This is a genomic window from Hutsoniella sourekii ATCC 700629, assembly GCF_000518205.1.
GTDB lineage: Bacteria > Bacillota > Bacilli > Lactobacillales > Aerococcaceae > Hutsoniella > Hutsoniella sourekii.
In genome coordinates this window covers 68,773-84,133 of sequence record NZ_KI912400.1, presented here as the reverse complement: position 1 = coordinate 84,133, position 15,361 = coordinate 68,773, and the positions used below count along the sequence as shown (strand labels likewise).

17 protein-coding genes and 1 other annotated feature are annotated in these 15,361 nt (G+C 45.3%); of the genes, 2 read left to right on the top strand and 15 right to left on the bottom strand.

The annotated features are described in order from the left end of the window. Positions 1-14 precede the first annotated feature (14 nt). The 14 genes from T408_RS0110170 to T408_RS0110105 form a co-directional block, all read right to left on the bottom strand. Positions 15-521: a GNAT family N-acetyltransferase gene (locus T408_RS0110170; protein ID WP_028119804.1), complete on the bottom strand. Its 507-nt coding sequence runs from the start codon at positions 519-521 to the stop codon at positions 15-17. Continuing rightward, positions 518-1,603: an ethanolamine utilization protein EutH gene (locus T408_RS0110165; protein ID WP_028119803.1), complete on the bottom strand. Its 1,086-nt coding sequence runs from the start codon at positions 1,601-1,603 to the stop codon at positions 518-520. Before T408_RS0110165 ends, T408_RS0110170 begins: the two co-directional genes overlap by 4 nt. A gap of 57 nt (positions 1,604-1,660) precedes the next feature. Continuing rightward, the gene (locus tag T408_RS0110160) at positions 1,661-1,885 is read right to left on the bottom strand and encodes a YdbC family protein (RefSeq protein ID WP_028119802.1); all 225 of its coding nucleotides are present in this window, start codon (positions 1,883-1,885) and stop codon (positions 1,661-1,663) included. A 16-nt stretch (positions 1,886-1,901) separates the two neighbouring features. After that, entirely contained in the window at positions 1,902-2,354 is a 453-nt protein-coding gene (locus T408_RS0110155; RefSeq protein WP_028119801.1) for an aminoacyl-tRNA deacylase, read from the bottom strand. A gap of 13 nt (positions 2,355-2,367) precedes the next feature. Continuing rightward, positions 2,368-3,636, bottom strand: a complete 1,269-nt coding sequence (rho, locus tag T408_RS0110150) for a transcription termination factor Rho (RefSeq protein WP_028119800.1) — start codon at positions 3,634-3,636, stop codon at positions 2,368-2,370. A gap of 14 nt (positions 3,637-3,650) precedes the next feature. Beyond that, entirely contained in the window at positions 3,651-4,910 is a 1,260-nt protein-coding gene (locus T408_RS0110145) for a UDP-N-acetylglucosamine 1-carboxyvinyltransferase (RefSeq protein ID WP_028119799.1), read from the bottom strand. 3 nt (positions 4,911-4,913) lie between these two features. Further along, entirely contained in the window at positions 4,914-5,732 is an 819-nt protein-coding gene (locus T408_RS0110140) for a hypothetical protein (protein ID WP_028119798.1), read from the bottom strand. 484 nt (positions 5,733-6,216) lie between these two features. Beyond that, on the bottom strand, positions 6,217-7,401 hold the full coding sequence (locus tag T408_RS0110135) for a MalY/PatB family protein (RefSeq protein WP_028119797.1): 1,185 nt from the start codon (positions 7,399-7,401) through the stop codon (positions 6,217-6,219). A gap of 9 nt (positions 7,402-7,410) precedes the next feature. Beyond that, positions 7,411-8,502 carry an aminotransferase class I/II-fold pyridoxal phosphate-dependent enzyme gene (locus tag T408_RS0110130; protein WP_028119796.1) on the bottom strand — a complete coding sequence of 364 codons (1,092 nt, stop codon included), beginning with the start codon at positions 8,500-8,502 and terminating at the stop codon, positions 7,411-7,413. Further along, on the bottom strand, positions 8,499-9,428 hold the full coding sequence (locus tag T408_RS0110125) for a homoserine O-succinyltransferase (RefSeq protein WP_028119795.1): 930 nt from the start codon (positions 9,426-9,428) through the stop codon (positions 8,499-8,501). The genes T408_RS0110130 and T408_RS0110125 overlap by 4 nt, the downstream gene beginning before the upstream one ends. A gap of 51 nt (positions 9,429-9,479) precedes the next feature. Further along, positions 9,480-9,706, bottom strand: a binding site (T-box leader). A 47-nt stretch (positions 9,707-9,753) separates the two neighbouring features. Next, on the bottom strand, positions 9,754-10,338 hold the full coding sequence (locus tag T408_RS0110120; RefSeq protein ID WP_028119794.1) for a uracil-DNA glycosylase family protein: 585 nt from the start codon (positions 10,336-10,338) through the stop codon (positions 9,754-9,756). Between the two features lie 75 nt (positions 10,339-10,413). Next, positions 10,414-11,271 carry a class II fructose-1,6-bisphosphate aldolase gene (gene fba, locus T408_RS0110115; protein WP_028119793.1) on the bottom strand — a complete coding sequence of 286 codons (858 nt, stop codon included), beginning with the start codon at positions 11,269-11,271 and terminating at the stop codon, positions 10,414-10,416. A gap of 186 nt (positions 11,272-11,457) precedes the next feature. Next, a complete protein-coding gene (gene rpoE / locus T408_RS0110110) occupies positions 11,458-12,108 on the bottom strand; it encodes a DNA-directed RNA polymerase subunit delta (RefSeq protein WP_028119792.1) in 651 nt (216 codons plus the stop codon). 41 nt (positions 12,109-12,149) lie between these two features. Next, complete coding sequence (locus T408_RS0110105; RefSeq protein WP_028119791.1) at positions 12,150-12,569, bottom strand: DUF1934 domain-containing protein; 420 nt, start codon at positions 12,567-12,569, stop codon at positions 12,150-12,152. A gap of 88 nt (positions 12,570-12,657) precedes the next feature. Here T408_RS0110105 and T408_RS0110100 point away from each other — a divergent pair, with 88 nt between their 5' ends. Next, positions 12,658-13,500 (top strand): lipoate--protein ligase family protein, encoded by an 843-nt coding sequence (locus T408_RS0110100; protein WP_028119790.1) that lies wholly within the window; start codon positions 12,658-12,660, stop codon positions 13,498-13,500. Between the two features lie 22 nt (positions 13,501-13,522). Then, positions 13,523-14,914 (top strand): HD domain-containing protein, encoded by a 1,392-nt coding sequence (locus T408_RS0110095; protein ID WP_028119789.1) that lies wholly within the window; start codon positions 13,523-13,525, stop codon positions 14,912-14,914. Between the two features lie 54 nt (positions 14,915-14,968). On the opposite strand, the gene T408_RS0110090 is transcribed toward T408_RS0110095, so the two are convergent. After that, the coding region (locus tag T408_RS0110090) for a LysM peptidoglycan-binding domain-containing protein (protein ID WP_028119788.1) at positions 14,969-15,361 on the bottom strand (393 nt) is incomplete at its 5' end.

Genomic DNA, 15,361 nt, shown 5'->3' with positions numbered 1-15,361 from the left:
TGAGGTTTCCTCTCTTATATGCGGTAATAGTGAATGTAGTGACCCGATTCTGGATCGATTCTTGATTCAAACCAGGAGCCTCCTTGATTGATGATGACCTGATTAGAAGCAGTGTTGGTTGAATCAGCTGTTAGAATTAATTCAGACATTCCTAATATCCTAGCTTGGCCAATGGCTTGAATTAGTAATTGATTGGCTAAGCCTTGGCCTCGGTACCGCGGATGCAAGACATAACCGATATGGCCTCTCACATCGCTTATTGGGTCAGCTAGTTGCCGGCGAATAATGACCAAACCGATTAAATCCTGGTCTTGGTTGACAGCCACATAATACAATGGCTCAACTTCTTGGGAGGAAGGGCTCTGGTCTAAATCCTGTAACCAGTCCAACCAAACCTTCAACATCACTGCCTGATCTTCCTTGGTCTTCTCTTGGTGTTCAGGTGCTTGCATCAAGTAAGCCAATAAGTCTAACAAGCCGGGCTGATGCTTAGCTGAAGCCATTTCTAGATGGAGGTTCAAGCTGCTTCCTCCGTCAAGTCTCCCGTGAAGAGATAAGCAAGAAGAACTGCTAGAAGCCCGGCACTTAGCTTAGCTAGGATCATCGCTGGTAAAACTTCCTCGGCCACTGAATTCGTGTAAGCTAAATGGGCCCCAAATACAGAAGTAGCTGGCACAATAAAGGCAAAGTTCATCACCTTCCCCCGGCTATCCATCTCCTTGCTCTGGTCGAAGACGGGTACGCAATTCACCAGGTTGACCAAGAAGCCCGCTGAAGCCTGACTACTTATCCCTAGCTGGTTACCCACCCAGTGAAGCGGCTGATCAAGCAGGCGGGTCAACAAGTCTACTAGAGGATAAGCTCCTAGCAAGGTTACCCCGATCGAGCCGACGGTTAGGATGGCTTCATCCAAGGCCCCCATACCTGAAAGTAAGGTATAGCCCGATAGGTGCTGGGCCGCAGCCAGAGCTAACCCCAGATAAATCACCGCATTCAAGCCTTTGGCAAAATTTAAGGTCCAAGAAACTAAACGTTCAGGAATCTTCAAGAACCCAAGAATTAGCAACAAGGACAGAAGCGAAGTTGGCAACAAATTAGGTAAGATAAAGCTCCAGTCGTATCCAGCCACCAAGCCACCCACTAAGCCACCCAGCGGTATCGCAATCAAGCCCGCAATAATCCCCCGGGCAAACAAGGGATAATCTTCCTCAGCCACCAAGTTAAAGCCCACAGGTAGCGCATAAACTAGCGTACAGCCAAACATCGAACTCATAATAATACCTGAAAAATTCACCCCAGCTGAACTTTGGCCTAGTTCTTGAGCCAAGGGGAAGCCACCCATATCAATGGCAAGAAAAGAACCCAACATGGCCGGGTCCGCTCCAATCGCTTGAAAGAGCGGCGATAGGTAAGGAGATAGAAAGTCAGCCAAGACGGGGGCCAAACAAATCATCCCGATCATTCCCAGACCGATAGAGCCAATCGCTTGGAAGCCTTCCTTGAACCGGTCACCCAAGCCCCAACGATTACCCAAGGCAGCGTCAATTCCTCCAAGAAGCGCGAAAAGGGCCAACAATCCATTTAAAATCTGACTAATGAGCATGATTCACCTTCCTTCTAAGCGATAAGCCCGAAGAAATTCTTCGGGCTTATCGCTATACTAATCTAAATCCATCTTATTCAGGGTATCTCTTAATACTTTTAATTCCTCTGGTGTAAAGGTCACGCCCTTACCCATCTTGGAATAATCAGGGGCCCAATCACGAATATCATATTTACCCGGACGGCCATTCCAAGATACCTTGGTCAACTGCTTGCTCCAACCTTTAGCATTAGTCGACAACTCTGCATAGGCTTCTTCAACATTAAACTCAAAATCAGCCATCGTCTAACTCCTTTCTCTACTCATCGGTACTGACATCTTGATAAGTAAAAGCTAAAACTTGGTCTAAGTCCTTAGGATCTAATTCAACAGACCAACCCACCTTACCCGCACTGAAAATAATTCGCTCTTGATCCTGGGCCGATTGATCGATGGTCGTTACAAAGTGCTTCTTCATGCCAATCGGTGAGCAACCACCATGAACATAACCAGTCAGGGATAAGAGTTCCTTTTCCTTGATCATATGGATATTCTTCTCATCTACCGCTTGAGCAGCCTTCTTTAGATCTAACTCATGGTCCACCGGTACCAGAAAGACATAATGATCACCTGACTTACCGACGGTTACCAGGGTCTTATAGATAGGGGCCGGGCTATCAATTTCATTGTTTCGCACCCATTGGTGGGCTTGATAAGAAATCTTATGCTGGTCCAAGACGCGCATCACATTGGTTTTGGTCTGCTTAGCCATTTTGGCCTCCTTCTTAGTTTTGTAATAATTTATCTAGTTGTAGGATAAACTCTTGATTGTTATCCGTATTCTTCATCAGGTGGATCAGTTGCTCAGTATATTGCAAGCCGTCGCCTGAGATCATCTTGCGCATATTCCAGATAGTATCCAGCGTCTGTGAATCCAGTAGCAGTTCTTCCTTGCGTGTACTAGAACGCTTGATATCAATAGCTGGAAAGACTCGCCGTTCAGCTAACTGTCTCGATAAATGAAGCTCCATATTACCTGTACCCTTGAACTCTTCATAGATCATCTCGTCCATGCGACTTCCTGTATCAACAAGTGCCGTTGCCAAGATCGTCAAGGATCCTCCATCTTCGATATTACGCGCCGCACCAAAGAACTTCTTAGGGAAATAAAAGGCCGCTGGATCCAAGCCCCCACTCAAGGTTCGGCCACTTGGCTTAACGACCAAGTTATAGGCACGCGCCAAACGGGTGATACTATCTAAGAGAATAACCACATCCCGACCACTCTCAACGAGACGCATGGCCCGGTTCAAGACCAAGTCAGCAATACGAACATGATTGGTCGGCTCCTGGTCGAAAGTCGAAGCGATCACTTCGCCATCCACGCTCCGTTCGATATCCGTTACTTCTTCTGGACGTTCATCAATTAAGAGAATCAATAAGTCCGTATCCGGATAATTATGAGAAATCCCATTGGCAATATCCTTGATAACCGTTGTCTTACCTGCCTTAGGCGGAGCCACAATTAGCCCCCGTTGACCGAAGCCAACTGGACTAATGACATCCACCAGGCGATTAGCAATCTTATTTGCTTGATACTCTAACTTAATCGGACGATCCGGATAAAGGGGAGTCAAGCCTGGGAAGTGGTCGCGTCCCTTTGCTTCTTCAGGGTCTTGACCATTGACTGCTGTAATCTGCATAAGGCCATTATAGCGTTCCCCATCCTTAGCTGGCCTTGCCGGACCAGCGATCAAGTCCCCCCGACGCAATTGAAAACGGCGAATTTGGGAGTTGGAAATATAGACATCTTCCTGGCTGGGTGAATAGTTAATCGGCCGCAAGAAGCCATAAGCCTCATCACCTGGTGGTAGGTCTAGGACGCCTTCAACTTGGAAGAAGCCCTTTTTCTCTTCTTGGGTCCGCTTGACGGCTAGGGCTAATTCTTTCTTACTTAATTCACTATAATTGGCAATCTTTAATTCACGGGCGTAAGCATATAATTCCTTGACTTCCTTGTTGAGCAATGTCTCCAAGTCAAATGCATTGGCCATCTAAATCCTTCTCTCTAATCTTCCTCAATCATTTCAATATCGGCACCCACGGCTTGTAACTTCGACACGATATTAGCGTAACCACGCAAGATGTTATCTACACCTGTAATAACAGTCTCACCTTCTGCCATCAAGCCGGCAATAACCAAGCAAGCACCTGCTCGTAGGTCACTGGCCTTCACAGGCGCACCGGATAATTTACTTTCTCCTTGGAGACGGATGATATCTCCATCCACCTTAATAGAAGCACCCATTCGATTTAATTCCGGAATATGGTTGACCCGTTGTGGGTAGATCGTATCAGTAATCGTCCCCGTTCCTTTAGCCTTGGTCAAGAGTGGCGTAATCGGTTGTTGTAAGTCGGTCGCAAAGCCAGGATAAGGCAGGGTCTTGATATTGATCATCTCTAATTCAGGTGAAGGATGAACGTAGATATAATCCTCACCAATCTCAAGGCGGGCACCCATCTCGTCTAATTTAGCGATAAAGCTCTCCACGTGTTCATAGATCACATTATTGATCTTCACGCCTTGCCCCATAGCAACTGCGGCACTAATATAGGTTCCGGCTTCAATCCGGTCAGGGATGATGCTGTGGGTGACACCCTTAAGTTCATCGACTCCTTCAATCCGAATCACATTGGTTCCTGCCCCACGAATATTAGCTCCCATCTTATTGAGAAGGGTCACTAGGTCAATAATCTCTGGTTCTAGGGCTGCATTCTCGATGACTGTCCGCCCTTGAGCACGCACTGAAGCTAGAATAGCGTTAATAGTTGCCCCCACTGAGACTACGTCCATATAGATGCGACTACCATGAAGGCCGTTAGGAGTCGTCAAGCTAACCACACCAAACTCGTCATCAACTTGGGCACCCAAGGCGTCAAAGGCCTTTAAATGTTGGTCAATCGGACGCGGACCTAAAAAACATCCTCCAGGTAAGCCAATCACACCTTCTCCAAACTTGGATAGGAGAGCCCCCATAAAATAATAAGAGGCACGTAGGCTTTGAATCTTACCATGTGGCATTGGGATAGAAGCCATGTGAGTAGGATCGATGGTCAAAACATTATCTCTAAAGTCTGTCGCCACATTGAAGTCTGCCAAAATCTCTAAAAGAGAATAGACATCTTGAATTTCTGGTACCCCTTCTAGGACCACTGGAGAATTAGCTAAAATTGCCGCTGGAATTAAAGCAACAATCGAATTCTTGGCTCCATTGATATTGATTTCTCCCTTGAGTGGCTTACCACCGTGAATGACTAATTTCTTCATCTCTTATTTCTCCTTATTGAGTATTCCTGAAATTTCTTCGATAAAAGCAGTGTGTATGGTTTCTAAGATTTCCCAATGCCCTTGATCCTTCAAATCTGCTAAGTGCATCAAATGAACCAATAGGCGATGAATTTGACTGATTGAATGACCCGATCGGTCCTTCACCCATTCTCGATCTACATAGACCACTTCATGAGCCACTAAATTACGGACATGCTTTTCGATTTGGCGCATGGCGGTGGCTGCATGACGAATTTCTTGGTCCTGGCAATGATCATCAATGAGTTTAAGCAAATGACTGGAACTCAAATAATGATCATAATTGAAGCGCAACCCATAATAGCGGCGCCAAGTTCGCTCAATTAGCTGGCCATCCTCTTGAATCGCTTCTTGATCCCATTGGATGCCTCGGTAAATCGGCTTATCTTGGCTATTATTCTTAATGACCGGCCTTAAGTAATGATCCAAATTGGGAAGAAAAGTCGCTTCAACAACTAATCTGAGTACATCTACCAGCATCGGCGTTAATCCACGGAAGTAATCAGCGAACTCTTGCCGTTTGATCTGACCGTTCATATTATGAAAATAACAATAAGCTCGTCTTTCGAGCTTGGCAGTCTGTAAAAGATAGGAGTAGCCCAAGGATTCAGCAAGAACTTCTTGACCGGTTAAATCAACATTGATAATCGCTTGAGCCAGTTGGAGAAGTTGGCGAGGTTTAGAAGAGGGAGAATAATCTGAAGCTAACAATTGATCCAACAATAAATACTGCTGATGGTCTAACAGTGAAGTCAGTATATCCTGTGATAACTCTAAAGCCATAGCGCCTCCTTCTATTCTTATATCCTTCGTCTAACTTATACATTCTTGATTTTATCATACTGGTCCCATTTACAAAAGTCTAGCCTTTCAATAATAAAAGAGACTGTAAGATAAGTTACAATAATTATGATTAAAGCTTCGAAAAGCATACAATCACTCAGCTGTAGTGGATCGCCTTCAGAGCCACGGCTCTTCCGGTGCGTTGCATACTGGGGCTGTAAGTTGCTAAAGCAACAACAGTCCCAGCATTAATTGGCTACATAGAGCTTCTTGTGCGTTAGCTCCTCTCCCTAAGCGCTAAAGCGCATAAGGGAGAGATATGGGCCAATTATCCTAAGACTACTGCTGAGTGATTGTTTACTTTTCTTTGCTATTACCAATCTACCTATTTTTATTAATGAACAAAAGATACAAATCCTAACGATTTATTTGTGTTATTAGAGGTGGTTTGGACTTATCTGACAGCCTCTAATTTCATTCAACTTCACTGGTCTTGGCTTAAGGCTTGGATTAATCGTTGGCAGGCTTGGTGAATCCATTCAGGCTTAGTTGCTAAGTTGATTCGAATGAAGCCTTGGTATCCTTCACCAAACCATTCCCCATAATCAATGGCCAAGCCACATTGGTCTTGAATAAAGTGCTGGATATCAGACGGGTCAACGACTTGTCTCAAGTCCACCAAGCTCAAGTAGGTTCCCTCCAATGGAGACACAATAATGCGATCATCCGCTTCTGTTAGCTCCCGCTTCAATAATTGATAGTTGAAGTAGATCACTTCTTTGACTGCATCCAGCCACTCTTGACCTCCTTCATAGGCGGCTTGAGTAGCAACAAGTCCCATGATGTTAGCTTCAGTCTGGACAATGGTACGGGCGTAGTCATCATAGGTCTGGCGCAGTTGGGCATCAGCAATCAACATCGTGCAATGGGTCAAGCCCGCCAAGTTAAAGCTCTTGGTAGCAGAATTGACCAGTAAGATTCGGTCGCGGTACTTACCAGCTGCTACTTGATAAGCGCAGACTTGCTCACCATGGAAGATGAAGTCTTGGTGAATCTCATCTGAAATAATCAAAACATCATGACGAGCACAAATCTCAAAGACTTGTTCCTGTTCTTCATGGGTCCAAACCCGTCCAACAGGATTATGGGGTGAGCAGTGAATATATAAGCGCACTTGCTTGTCAATAATAGCTTGCTCAAAGGCTTGGAAGTCAATGGTAAATTCGCCACCCTTGTTCTTAAGGTCAACGGTCACCAATTGCCGACCCGTATCCTTGACTGCATTATGGAATGGATAATAAACGGGCGTTTGGATAAGAATAGCCTGGTCAGGTTCCGTGAAAGCGTGGATATAATAATAAATCGCTTGAACGACACCGCCTGCATACCGCATCCATTCGGGATCCACTTCAAGGCCAAAGTGATCTTGCATCCACTGATTATAAGCCTGATAGTAGGGTTCTCCGGGGAAGGTATAACCGTAGACGCCATGGCTAACCCGTTCACTTAAGGCTTGAGTAATCGAATCAGCCACCTTGAAATCCATATCCGCTACCCACAAGGGTAATAAGTCAGGATCGCCAAAGCGTTCTTCCAATAGGTCCCACTTTAAAGACCGGGTTCCTTTCCGGTCTACATAATATTTATCTACAAATTCTTGTATCGTCATCTGATCCTCCTAAGCTTTCAAGGCTTGCTTCAAGTCTTCCAACAAGTCCTCTGGATCCTCTAAGCCCACAGAAATACGAACCAAATCCGGAGTCAGTCCGTAAGACTCTCTTAATTCTTGAGGGATATCAGCATGAGTTTGGGTGGTTGGGTAGGTAATAAGACTTTCAACTCCGCCCAAACTTTCTGCATAAGTAAAGAGTTGGATCGCCTCCAAGAAGCTGGTAACCTTCGCTTCACTCGTTAATTTGATACTTAACATGGCCCCAACACCAGCATAGAGAACTTCCTTAACTTCTTCAAGTTGCTTTAATTGTTCAACAAGGTAAAGGGTCGTCGCCTCTTGACGTTCAAATCTTAAGGGTAGGGTCTTCAAGCTACGAATAAACAACCACGAATCAAAGGGTGACAAACAGGGCCCTGTCGTATTAGCCAACCAGACCAAGCGTTCTCCATAAGCTTCCACATTGGTCACCACTACACCAGCTAGAATATCATTGTGGCCCGTTAGGAACTTAGTGCCGGAGTGAACAACAATCTGAGCTCCCAAGTCCAGGGGCTTCTGACGTACCGGGGTCAATAAGGTATTGTCTACGATAAGACACACATCATGAGCTTGAGTCAACTTGGCCAAGCGCTCAATATCGACCACCTGCATCAAGGGGTTCGTCGGCGTTTCAATAAAGGCTGCTGTGATCTCATCAGAGATTAATTCCTCAAAGTCTTCTTCAGTATCAAAATAGTAAAAAGTCGCCTGACCCTGATCTTCCAACCATTGGAAATAGCGGTAACTCCCGCCATATAGGTCTCTTGAGGCAATAATTTTGGCTCCTGGTTCAAATAATTGAAAGACCAGTTGGATAGCACTCATCCCCGAACTGGTGGCTACTGCGTGGCTGCCATTTTCCATGCGGGCTAAGCCTTCTTCCAAGGTGTTACGGGTAGGGTTCTTGGTACGCGTATAATCATAGCCCGTTGATTGACCCATGCCAGGGTGGGCATAAGTCGTTGAGAGATGGATCGGTGAAGAGATGGAACCCAATTCTGGATCCTTACGATTGCCTAACTGGGCTAATTGCGTGTCAAAGTGGTAGTGTTTCATTGGTCTGCTCCTTTAATTAATGTCTTCAAATCATAGAAAGTATCTTGATAAGTTAAATTGATCCAGTTGTTATATAAGAGAAAGGCATGACTACGCCAATCAAATAGAGGTTCCTGGCTAGGGTCGTCATCAGGATAATAGTTGACCGGCACATCTATAGCCAGTCCCTGACTGCGGTCCCGGTCATACTCCGCCTTCAGCGTCTGGCGGTCATATTCCAAGTGACCAAAGATAAAGAAGTCACGCTGCCCCTTGCTGGCTACTATATCAGGACCATATTCTGGATGGCTAGTCAGTATTAAGAGGTCTTCAACTTGCTCTATCTCTTCTTGAGCTAGGGTCGTATGACGCGACTGGGGTACCCGGTAGACCTCATCAAAGCCCCTAACTAAGGGATGCAAGGGTTGACGATTGCGATATGGGTAGACACCAAATAGCTTCTGGTCGAGCAATTGCTTGTCAATATTATAGAGGCGCTTCATCGCATACTGAGCTCCCCAACAGATATAGAAGCGAGAATAAACATTCTCCTGAGCCCAATCAAAAATTTGATCCAACTCATCAATATAATTCACATCATCAAATTCAAGTTTTTCAACCGGTGCACCCGTAATAATAAGCCCATCGTATTGGTCTTCCTTGACTTGATCAAAAGTCTTATAGAACTGATCGAGATGGCTAAAGGCCGTGTGGCTACTCTCATGAGACGCCGTATACAGCAAGTCCACTTCAATTTGCAGGGGCGTATTGCCTAGTAGACGCAACATTTGCAGTTCTGTGTCCTGCTTTTTGGGCATGAGATTCAAGATGGCTATCTTCAGGGGGCGAATATCTTGTTTACGGGCTCTAATCTCATCAATCGTTACGACCCGCTCTCGCTCTAGAGCTACCTTAACGGGTAAGTCTCTAGCTATCTTAATTGGCATGTTAATCCTCCTTCTACTTCAACAAAAAAATCCCTAGTCAGCCAAAAGCCGACTAGGGACGATTTATACCGTGTTACCACCCATCTTCGTATTAATCTCTCAATTAATACCTCATAACGTCAATCAACGTTGGCACGTTATCGGGTGCGACCGTTATTGGAGCTTGCACTCCGTTAAATGCTCCGAGTTCATCTTCAACCGAATCATCCCCCTGCTTCCACCAACACAGGGTCTCTAGTTGGATTCATCGAGTCTACTCTTCTCTTCATTGCTTTCATTATTTTCTAATATATATCTCATATATTACCAGGGGATTTCTCATTTGTCAAACTTTCAAAGCAGCTTGAAAGCAATCCACTAAATCCGGCAAGACCTGGTCTTCAAACCAAGGATTCTTCTTCAACCAACGGCCATTTAATGGGGATGGATGGGGAATGGGAAAGAAGTCAGGCAAATAGTCTTGATAGTGGTAGACCGTTTGGGTTAAGTTTTTGTAACGTTTATCAGCTAGATACTGCGCCTGAGCGTGGGCACCTGCTAGAATAATCAACTGTACTTGATCCAACTTGGCCAAGATCAGCGGATGCCACTTCGAAGCAAAGCCCTTGCGCGGTGGCAAATCCCCTGTCTTAGCCTTCCCTGGAAAGTAGAAGTCCAAGGGGAGGACCGCTATTTGACCACTGTGATAGAAATCTTCACGGCTAATCCCCAGCCACTCTCTTAGGCGGTCCCCACTCGCATCATCAAAGCAGCGACCCGCTTCTTGGGTTCGAATTCCAGGGGCCTGACCGATAATAACGACCCGAGCTTGGCTGGGCGCTTGGAAGATGGGCTCCCACCCCTGGTCCGTGAAGATTTGATTATCAGGGTCGGCCATGATGGCCTCCCTAATTTCTTGGATCCGATCCATCTTTTGAATCATCCTCTCTCAAACAGACAAAAACCAGGTGCACGAAGCACCTGGTTCACGGGTACACTCAATGGATTAAGCTTTGCCAGTTGAGCCAAAGATGTCCATTGTTTCTTTGGTAATCTTAACAATAGCGTCCTTACCTGGCGCGATTACCTTACGTGGGTCATAAACTTTGTCGTCAGTGTTTAATTTTTCACGAACAGCAGCTGTCCATTGTTGTTGCAATTCAGTGTTAACGTTGATTTTAGCGTGACCACGTTCGATTGCTTTTTTGATTTGGTGTTCAGGGATACCAGAACCTCCGTGAAGAACAAGTGGAGCACCAGTTGCTTCAGAAATAGCAAGCATTTCGTCGAAACCTAACTTAGGCTCACCGTCATAAGTACCGTGAACGGAACCTAGTGCTGCAGCTAGAGCGTCAACGCCAGCTTCTTCAACCATACGTTTACATTCTTCTAAGTCTGCGTATTGGATACCACCAATTACACCGTCTTCTTCTCCCCCAACAGTACCAACTTCAGCTTCAACTGAAGCACCACGTGGGTGAGCATAAGCAACAACCTTCTTAGTTAATTCAATGTTATCATCGATTGGATCATGAGAACCGTCGATCATAACTGAAGAGTAACCAGCGTCAATTGCTTCTTTACATTTTTCGAATGAAGAACCATGGTCTAAATGTAGAGCAACTGGCACTGTAATGTCCATTGTTTCTAATAGGGCATTAACCATTGCTACAACGACTTTAGGTCCACCCATATATTTACCAGCACCTTCAGAAACTCCTAAGATGATTGGTGAGTTATTTTCTTGAGCAGCTTGAAGAACAGCTTGTGTCCATTCTAAGTTGTTGATGTTGAATTGACCAACAGCATACTGACCTTCTTTTGCCTTTTGTAACATTTGTGTCATATTAACTAAACGACCCATTAATATTCCCCCTTAATAGATTTGTTATTACACATTGATTATACTGTAAATGACTGCTTTTGACCAGGGTTTCTATCCAAATGCATGGATGTATGCGTTCCCAATTTTAGGATAACCAAAAACCCCTTGGACCCTGATCATCAAAAAAGCCAGCAAGTACAACTTGCTGACTCTTACTTAGTATGCTTAGGCTTCTGGATCTAATTCTTCCTCTTCTTCGTCATCGAAGTCGTCATAATCTTCATCATCGTCGTCTTCGAATCCAGCGCCGTCGATTTCGTCCAATTCCTCTTCACCCAACTCATCCAAGTCTGAAGCATAGACTTCTAATTCTTCATCTGCTGCAGGCTCATCTTCAGGATCATCAGTCGGATCAATATCTAAGAAATCGTCGTCATCATCTTCGTCGTCTTCTTCATCGTAGTCCTCGTCATAGATATCATCAATATCTTCAGGATCATCTTCATTATAATTGATCATATCTCCATCATCGAAGGCATTCAACTTGCTTTGCTTCTTACGACGGCGACGACGCGGTAGGTCTTCATCGTCAATGGAGCTAACGATTTCTTCATCGATCGAATCGATGGGATACCAAGCTCTTAGGCCCCAACGATTCTCTCCTAGAGAAATGAATCGGCCATCGATATTAATATCTGTATACAGACGCACCATCCGTGATTCCAGTTCTTCTTCGGATAGATTTAAGTAGGCTTGTACTTCTTCTAATAGGTGGGTAAAGTCATAGACATCCCCGGTTTCTTGTAGGATTGCATAGGCAACTTCGATCATTGATAATTCTTCAATGCGTTCGCCCTCAAATTGCTTTAATTCCATGGAGACACTTCCTTCCTCATAGTCTTATCTATTTTAACGATTTAAGAATAAAATATCAATTCATAATCATAATTTCCTAATAGCTCTTCCTGGCTCAGAATTTGATACTGGATATGGAGGCGATTATGGGCCTCATCAAGCTCCCAAGCCAAGGATTGAGCCCTAAATTCTAAGGGTAGAGGACCTGCTGGCGTCAAGTAGTCCCGTTGAAAAGTCTGAGACAAATCGAAACACATTAAACCTTGACCACTATTAATGTCTACCCGATTAGCCAAAGGGGAACCACTAGGATACCACTTCACTTCGACAAGTTGACCTTCTTGGTCCTGGTAACTGAGCTTGGAGTAGTGAGTCAACTCGGTTAAGACCGCTTCTGTCTCTAATTCAAATAGGTCCCGCTCATCGCGTCCCTGATAGTTAATTTCTTGGCGAACTTGAGCTTGGACTTTATTTCTTTGCATATTTCTCACCTTCATTCGTCTTGTATAAGTATTATAAGCAATAATTTGCTATAATCAAGGCAAGACCACTTGACAGAAAGGACGCCTTATGAATCCAAGACTCACTCGCTTCACCCACGATTATCACTGGCTATCGTTTGATGACCAATTGAATCCCGACCACTTAGATAGCCAGAGTCCCTTGCTCTACCAGGATGCCTTTATTCGCTGGCTTCCGCTTCTTAACGAGCAAGCAAGTGACACTCGCTCTTACGGACTCATTCATTGGTACCCCATCGACCAGCCGACCATCCTCTTAGGAGCCAAGGATAAGCGTCTGCCTGACTTACAGGCCGGCCTGGATTTCTTACATCAAGCTGGATACCAGACCTTCATTCGGCCCCACGGCGGTCTAGCCGTCGTCTGTGACCCTGGGGTGATGAATGTCAGTATGGTCTGGGACCAAAACCAGGCTAAACTCTCTATCGATGAAGCTTATCAAGTTATGGTAGATTGGGTGGGGACAGCCCTAGCTAAACATCAGCTAAAGGTAGAAGCCTATGAGATCCCTGATTCTTATTGCCCTGGTAAATTCGACCTAGTTGTAGGCGGCCAGAAAATCGGTGGCATTGCCCAACGTCGCTTCAGAGACGGCGTCACAACAGCAGCTTACCTCAGTGTCCGAGGTGATCAAGACCAACGCAGCCAACTGATACACGACTTCTATCAAGTGGCCCAAGCGGGTCCTGATTATCCTAGAATCCGCCCTCAAGTGATGACTAGCATTGACCAACTACTCGCCTTTGACTATTCCCTAGACCAGTTCCAAGCGGATATGTTGGCAGTCTTTCCCAACGAGCAAATCCACCACCCTATGTCCTTCGTAAATCCTGAATTAAGTGAGATCTATCAGCAAGTACAAGCCCAACACCAAAAGCGTCAAGGGCTTTAATCATACCGTTAGGAGGTAGACTATGGTTACTCAATTATCTTCTTATCAAGAACAAACCCTTCCGCGCGAGAAGGTCTTTCGCGATCCAGTCCATGACTATATACATATTCGTGACCGAATCATAATCGAACTGATTGATACCCGTGAATTCCAGCGCCTGCGTCGAATCAAACAATTGGGAACCACTTCCTATACCTTCCATGGGGCTGAGCATTCCCGCTTCAATCATTCACTAGGGGTCTATGAGATTACCCGACGCATTATTAATAATTTTGTCCGTAATTACCCCACTCAAGAAGCCGGTGATGGTCTATGGGATGATTCTGAACGTCTCATTGCCCTCTGCGCCGCCCTGCTCCATGATATTGGTCATGGTCCCTTCTCACATACATTTGAGAGTATCTTCAATACTGACCACGAAGCACTCACACAAGCCATTATCACGAGTCCTGAGACCGAGGTTAACCGTGTCTTATGTCAGATGGGGGAGGACTTCCCTGACAAAGTCGCTTCAGTGATCAATAAAACATACAGTAACCAACAAGTCGTACAATTGATATCCAGTCAGATTGACGCTGACCGCATGGACTATCTCTTACGTGACGCCTACTATGCCGGTGTCTCCTACGGAACATACGACCTCACCCGCATCATTCGGGTGATTCGGCCTTATAAGGGACGGATTATCTTTGATTATTCGGGCATGCATGCGATAGAAGACTACATTGTAAGCCGTTATCAAATGTATATGCAAGTCTACTTCCACCCCGTCTCAAGAGGAATGGAGGAAGTCTTACGCAGTCTGATGAAGCGAGGTCGTAAGGTCTATGAAGCTGGCCAGATGACTTCATCCAGCCAACTGCTCGAACCCTTCTTCCAAGACCAGTGGCAATTAGAGGATTACTTGCGCCTGGATGACCATGTCATGAATACCTACTTCAATACTTGGTTAGATAGTCCAGATAAGATTTTAAGAGACCTGGCTTATCGATTCTTGAACCGCAAGCCTTTCAAATCACTCTTAACTAGTCAGAGCGAACGCCAAGAACTCGTCACCTCTCTTCAACAAGAGCTGTACAGTAGTGGCTTAGATCCTAATTATTATTTTGGGGAAAATACTAGTTTTGACTTACCTTACGACTTCTACCGCCCTAATCATAAAAACTCAAGAACCCAGATAGATCTAATCACTAAGCGTGGTCAAGTGGTTGAACTGTCACAAGTTTCTACTATCGTAAACTCCCTGACTGGCCAGGAGAAAGGAGACGACCGTCTCTACTTCCCACGGGAACTCCTCCACCAGATCCAGTCACTGGATCCAGAAGAGTGGACCGTCGACCAAGAAAAAATTCACGCCGCCCACGCCTTGGAGACTAATGACGTCACTCACCATATTCAAGAACGCCTCTTCTAATCAAAAAAGCGAGCTGGAATTTTCCGGCTCGCTTTATTCTTATCTAATTGCTTCTTAACGTTTAGGGATAACCAGTTTGTCGCCAATTTGGAGGAAATTAGAGGTGGCATTGTTGGCCTTCTTCAAGGCGTCAACAGTGACTCCGTACTTGTTAGCGATCTTGTAGTAGTAGTCGCCTGCTTGGACTGTGTAAGTGCCACCGCTTGCTCCGGCTGATTGGTTGCGGCTTGGCTGGCTTGGTCTAACCTGGCTTGTAACACCTGGGATCACCAACTTGTCACCTACTTGCAAGAAGTTGGAGGTGGCATTGTTAGCTTTCTTCAAGGCATCAACTGTTACACCATACTTATTAGCGATCTTGTAATAGTAGTCGCCTGCTTGAACTGTGTAGGTACCACCGCTTGTTCCAGTTGATTGGTTGCGACTTGGTTGGCTTGGTCTAACTTG

What these genes read in the sequence shown, in the direction of transcription:
- T408_RS0110165 (WP_028119803.1), bottom strand. Translation starts at nt 1,603, where the DNA reads ATGCTCATTAGTCAGATTTTAAATGGATTGTTGGCCCTTTTCGCGCTT.
- T408_RS0110105 (WP_028119791.1), bottom strand. Translation starts at nt 12,569, where the DNA reads ATGCAAAGAAATAAAGTCCAAGCTCAAGTTCGCCAAGAAATTAACTAT.
- T408_RS0110130 (WP_028119796.1), bottom strand. Translation starts at nt 8,502, where the DNA reads ATGAAACACTACCACTTTGACACGCAATTAGCCCAGTTAGGCAATCGT.
- T408_RS0110145 (WP_028119799.1), bottom strand. Translation starts at nt 4,910, where the DNA reads ATGAAGAAATTAGTCATTCACGGTGGTAAGCCACTCAAGGGAGAAATC.
- fba (WP_028119793.1), bottom strand. Translation starts at nt 11,271, where the DNA reads ATGGGTCGTTTAGTTAATATGACACAAATGTTACAAAAGGCAAAAGAA.
- T408_RS0110120 (WP_028119794.1), bottom strand. Translation starts at nt 10,338, where the DNA reads ATGGATCGGATCCAAGAAATTAGGGAGGCCATCATGGCCGACCCTGAT.
- T408_RS0110155 (WP_028119801.1), bottom strand. Translation starts at nt 2,354, where the DNA reads ATGGCTAAGCAGACCAAAACCAATGTGATGCGCGTCTTGGACCAGCAT.
- T408_RS0110100 (WP_028119790.1), top strand. Translation starts at nt 12,658, where the DNA reads ATGAATCCAAGACTCACTCGCTTCACCCACGATTATCACTGGCTATCG.
- T408_RS0110125 (WP_028119795.1), bottom strand. Translation starts at nt 9,428, where the DNA reads ATGCCAATTAAGATAGCTAGAGACTTACCCGTTAAGGTAGCTCTAGAG.
- T408_RS0110135 (WP_028119797.1), bottom strand. Translation starts at nt 7,401, where the DNA reads ATGACGATACAAGAATTTGTAGATAAATATTATGTAGACCGGAAAGGA.
- T408_RS0110095 (WP_028119789.1), top strand. Translation starts at nt 13,523, where the DNA reads ATGGTTACTCAATTATCTTCTTATCAAGAACAAACCCTTCCGCGCGAG.
- rho (WP_028119800.1), bottom strand. Translation starts at nt 3,636, where the DNA reads ATGGCCAATGCATTTGACTTGGAGACATTGCTCAACAAGGAAGTCAAG.
- T408_RS0110160 (WP_028119802.1), bottom strand. Translation starts at nt 1,885, where the DNA reads ATGGCTGATTTTGAGTTTAATGTTGAAGAAGCCTATGCAGAGTTGTCG.
- T408_RS0110140 (WP_028119798.1), bottom strand. Translation starts at nt 5,732, where the DNA reads ATGGCTTTAGAGTTATCACAGGATATACTGACTTCACTGTTAGACCAT.
- rpoE (WP_028119792.1), bottom strand. Translation starts at nt 12,108, where the DNA reads ATGGAATTAAAGCAATTTGAGGGCGAACGCATTGAAGAATTATCAATG.